Origin of the sequence: Burkholderia sp. HMSC10F09 (genome assembly GCF_001806955.1) — a bacterium.
GTDB lineage: Bacteria > Pseudomonadota > Gammaproteobacteria > Burkholderiales > Burkholderiaceae > Burkholderia > Burkholderia multivorans.
In genome coordinates this window covers 1-3,909 of the sequence record NZ_KV786606.1, presented here as the reverse complement: position 1 = coordinate 3,909, position 3,909 = coordinate 1, and the positions used below count along the sequence as shown (strand labels likewise).

Annotated in this window: 4 protein-coding genes; 3 read left to right on the top strand and 1 reads right to left on the bottom strand. The window is 73.2% G+C overall.

All coding sequences use genetic code 11. The features are described from left to right. Nucleotides 1-112 precede the first annotated feature (112 nt). Complete coding sequence (locus tag HMPREF3115_RS07115; RefSeq protein ID WP_059940266.1) at nt 113-1,618, bottom strand: cobyric acid synthase; 1,506 nt, start codon at nt 1,616-1,618, stop codon at nt 113-115. A gap of 77 nt (nt 1,619-1,695) precedes the next feature. On the opposite strand from HMPREF3115_RS07115, the gene cobU reads away from it, so the two are divergent. The 3 genes from cobU to HMPREF3115_RS07100 all read left to right on the top strand — a co-directional run. After that, nucleotides 1,696-2,256: a bifunctional adenosylcobinamide kinase/adenosylcobinamide-phosphate guanylyltransferase gene (gene cobU, locus HMPREF3115_RS07110; RefSeq protein WP_006405831.1), complete on the top strand. Its 561-nt coding sequence runs from the start codon at nt 1,696-1,698 to the stop codon at nt 2,254-2,256. After that, a complete protein-coding gene (cbiB, locus tag HMPREF3115_RS07105) occupies nt 2,250-3,194 on the top strand; it encodes an adenosylcobinamide-phosphate synthase CbiB (RefSeq protein ID WP_070553890.1) in 945 nt (314 codons plus the stop codon). Before cobU ends, cbiB begins: the two co-directional genes overlap by 7 nt. Next, nucleotides 3,187-3,909, top strand: a 723-nt coding sequence (locus HMPREF3115_RS07100) for an aminotransferase class I/II-fold pyridoxal phosphate-dependent enzyme (RefSeq protein WP_070553888.1), incomplete at its 3' end; no start/stop codon positions are given. The genes cbiB and HMPREF3115_RS07100, both read left to right, overlap by 8 nt.

Genomic DNA, 3,909 nt, shown 5'->3' with positions numbered 1-3,909 from the left:
GCCGAGCCGAGCCGAGCCGAGCCGAGCCGACCCGGGCTGAGCTGAGCTGAGCCAACCACGCCGAGCCGGGACACGCCGCTCCGAGCCCCACTCCCGCCCGCCGCCGCGCGACTCAGCGAAACGCCGCGTACAGCGCGCCGAGGTCCAGATGCGCGGCGAACGTGTCCGCGAGCCGCTCCAGCGACGCCTCGCGCAGCGCCGGATAATCGATCCGTTCGGCGCGATCGAGCCCGGCCCACGCGAGCAGCGCCGTGCATGCGTCCGGCGCGTCGAACAGTCCGTGCACGTAGGTCGCGAGAATCTGCCCGTCCGCGGACAGCGCGCCGTCTGCACGCATGCCGCCCGCCGCCGCGCCGTCTTCCGCCAGCTCGAGGGCCGGCGACGCGAGCGCGGGCCCGCGCGTGTCGCCCATATGGATTTCGTAGCCGTGTACCGCGGCGGCGCCCGGCAGCGCGAGGCGCCCGGTCACGTTCTTCAGCGTCTTGTCGGGCTGCAGCGTCGTCGCGAAATCGAGCAGCCCAAGCCCCGGCACGCTGCCGGGCGCGCCTTCGAGGCCGAGCGGATCGTCGAGCGTGCGGCCGAGCATCTGCATCCCGCCGCAGATGCCGATCACCTTGCCGCCGTAGCGCAGATGGCGCTGGATGACCGCTTCCCAGCCCGCCTCGCGCAGCCACGCGAGATCGCGCTGCACGCTCTTCGAGCCGGGCAGGATCAGCAGGTCGGCGTTCGGCACGGGGCCGCTTTTCCAGTACGTGAATTCGACCTGCGGATGCGCGCGCAGCGGATCGAAGTCGGTGTGATTGCTGATGCGCGGCAGCGCCGGCACGACGACGCGCAGCACGCCCGCGTCGCTGCGTGCGGCCGCGCTGCGCGCCTGCGCGGGCAGCATGTCCTCAGCATCGAGCAGCAGCCCGTGCAGATACGGCAGCACGCCGAACACCGGCTTGCCCGTCTGCGCGCGCAGCCAGTCGAGGCCCGGCTCCAGCAGCGCGATATCGCCGCGGAAGCGGTTGATCACGAAGCCGCGCACGCGCGCGCGCTCGCTGTCCGACAGGCATGCGAGCGTGCCGACGAGATGCGCGAACACGCCGCCGCGGTCGATGTCGGCGACCAGCACGACCGGACAGTCGACGCGCTCGGCAAAGCCCATGTTCGCGATGTCGCCTTCGCGCAGGTTGATCTCGGCCGGGCTGCCGGCACCTTCGACGATCACCGCGTCGTAACGCGAGCGCAGCCGCGCGTACGATTCGAGCACCGCATCGAACGCGACCGGCTTGTAGTCGTGATACGCGCGCGCGTTCAGGTTCGCGCGCGCCTTGCCGTGGATGATCACCTGCGCGCCGCGATCGCTGGTCGGCTTCAGCAGCACCGGATTGAAATCCGTATGCGGCGCGACGCCGGCGGCCAGCGCCTGCAGCGCCTGCGCGCGGCCGATCTCGCCGCCGTCGGCCGTGACCGCGCTGTTGAGCGCCATGTTCTGCGGCTTGAACGGCGCGACGCGCACGCCGGCGCGGCGCGCAAGGCGGCACAGGCCCGCGACGAGCGTGCTCTTGCCCGCGTCGGACGTCGTGCCCTGGATCATCAGCGTGCCGCGCGGCAGCAGGTCGGGTGCATTCATCGTGAGAAAAATCCGGAGCGACGCAAAGGCGGCATTATCGCCCGCGTCGCGACGCGCGGCGCCGTTACAATCACGCGATGATTCCGCACGACCTCACCTTCGTTCTCGGTGGCGCGCGCTCGGGCAAGAGCGCCTACGCCGAACGGCTCGCCGCCGACAGCGGCCGCCCCGTCACCTACATCGCGACGGCCGCCGCGACGGCCGACGATGCCGAATTCGCGAGCCGCATCGCGCACCATCGCGCGCGCCGGCCCGCGGACTGGGGCTTCGCCGATGCGCCGGTCGCGCTCGCCGAGACGCTCGCGCAACTCGACGATCCGCGCGCATGCCTGCTCGTCGACTGCCTGACGCTGTGGCTCGCGAACCTGCTGTGCCCGGCCGACGGCGAACCGCTCGACGCGGCACGCTACGCGGCGCACGTCGATGCGCTCGACGCGGCGCTGCGCGGCGCGCGCGCGAAGGTGATCGTGGTCAGCAACGAGATCGGCCTCGGCGTCGTACCGCTCGGCTCGGTCACGCGCCGCTACGTCGACGAACTCGGGCGGCTGAACCAGCGCATCGCGGCGCTCGCGACGCGCGTGACGCTGCTCGTCGCGGGCCTGCCGCTCGACATCAAGCCGGGAGCGCCGACATGCTGATGCTGTCGCTGCCGATCGTCGCGATGCTCGCGGTCGCGGCCGCGTTCGTCGACCGCGTATTCGGCGAGCCGGCCGGCTGGCATCCGCTCGTCGCGTTTGGACGGCTCGCGGCACGCATCGAGGCCGCGCTGAACACCGGCCGGCGCGGCCGCATCGCCGGCGTGGCCGCATGGGCGGCGGCCGTCGTGCCGCCGGTCGCGCTCGCCGTCCTGCTCGCGGCCGCACTGCCGTGGCCGCTCGCGGCCGCGCTGCACGTCGCGCTGCTCTGGTTCGCGCTCGGCGCGAAGAGCCTCGCCGAACACGTCGCGCCGATCGCCGCCGCGCTGCTGCGCCGCGACCTCGACGCGGCGCGCACGCTGACCGCGCGCATCGTGTCGCGCGACACGAGTGCGGCCGACGAAGAAGCGCTGTCGCGTGCGGCCGTCGAATCGGCGCTCGAAAACGGCAATGATGCGATCTTCGGCGCGCTGTTCTGGTTCGTCGTCGCCGGCGGCCCGGGCGCATTGCTGTTCCGCCTCGCGAACACGCTCGACGCGATGTGGGGCTACCGCACGCCGCGCTTCGCGACGTTCGGCTGGGCCGCCGCACGCATCGACGACGCGCTGAACTGGATCCCCGCGCGTCTGACCGCAGCGAGCTACGCGCTGCTCGGCGACACGGCCGCCGCCTGGCGCTGCTGGCGCACGCAGGCGCACCGCTGGGACAGCCCCAACGCGGGCCCCGTGATGGCGGCCGGCGCCGGCAGCCTGAACGTGCGGCTCGGCGGCCCGGCCGTCTATCACGGCGCGCTCGAGGATCGCCCCGCGCTCGGTACCGGCGCGCTCGCGACGGCGGCGCACGTCGTCGCCGCGCTCTCGCTCGTCACGCGCACGCTCGCACTGTGGCTCGCGCTGCTCGTCGCGAGCGCCGCGCTCGTCATGACCGCTCATCATGTCTGATACTCCGATCGCGCACGGCGGCAATCTGCACGAAGCCGCGCGCCGCTACGGCATTCCCTACGAGGCATGGCTCGACCTGTCGACCGGCATCAACCCGGTCGGCTACCCGGTGCCGCCGGTGCCGGCCGACGCATGGCGGCGGCTGCCCGACGACGGCGATGGCCTCGCCGGCTGCGCGGCGCGCTACTACGGCGTGCGCGACGATGCGCACGTGCTGCCCGTCGCCGGCAGCCAGGCCGCGATCCGTGCGCTGCCTGCGCTGCTGCCGCCCGGCGACGCCGGCGTCGCACCGCTCGCATACGGCGAATATGCGCCCGCGTTCGCGCGGCACGGCCATCGCGTCGTGCCGCTCGACATCGCCGCCGACGCACTGCCGGCCACGCTGCGCCATGCGATCGTCGGCAACCCGAACAATCCGACCGCCGAATCGGTTTCCGTCGGGCGCCTGCTCGGCTGGCATGCGCAGCTCGCTGCGCGCGGCGGCACGCTGATCGTCGACGAAGCGTTTGCCGATACCGGCGCCGTCGATTCGCTCGCGTCCTACGCCGATCGGCCCGGTCTCGTCGTGCTGCGCTCGGTCGGCAAGTTCTTCGGTCTGGCCGGCATCCGCGCGGGCTTCGTGCTCGCGCACCCCGCGCAAATCGGCGCGCTGCGCGCGCTGCTCGGCGCGTGGACGGTCGGCGGTCCCGCGCGCCACGCGGTCGCCGCCGCGTTC

Coding starts and splice junctions, on each gene's coding strand:
- HMPREF3115_RS07115 (WP_059940266.1), bottom strand. CDS start 1,618: ATGAATGCACCCGACCTGCTGCCGCGCGGCACGCTGATGATCCAGGGC.
- cbiB (WP_070553890.1), top strand. CDS start 2,250: ATGCTGATGCTGTCGCTGCCGATCGTCGCGATGCTCGCGGTCGCGGCC.
- cobU (WP_006405831.1), top strand. CDS start 1,696: ATGATTCCGCACGACCTCACCTTCGTTCTCGGTGGCGCGCGCTCGGGC.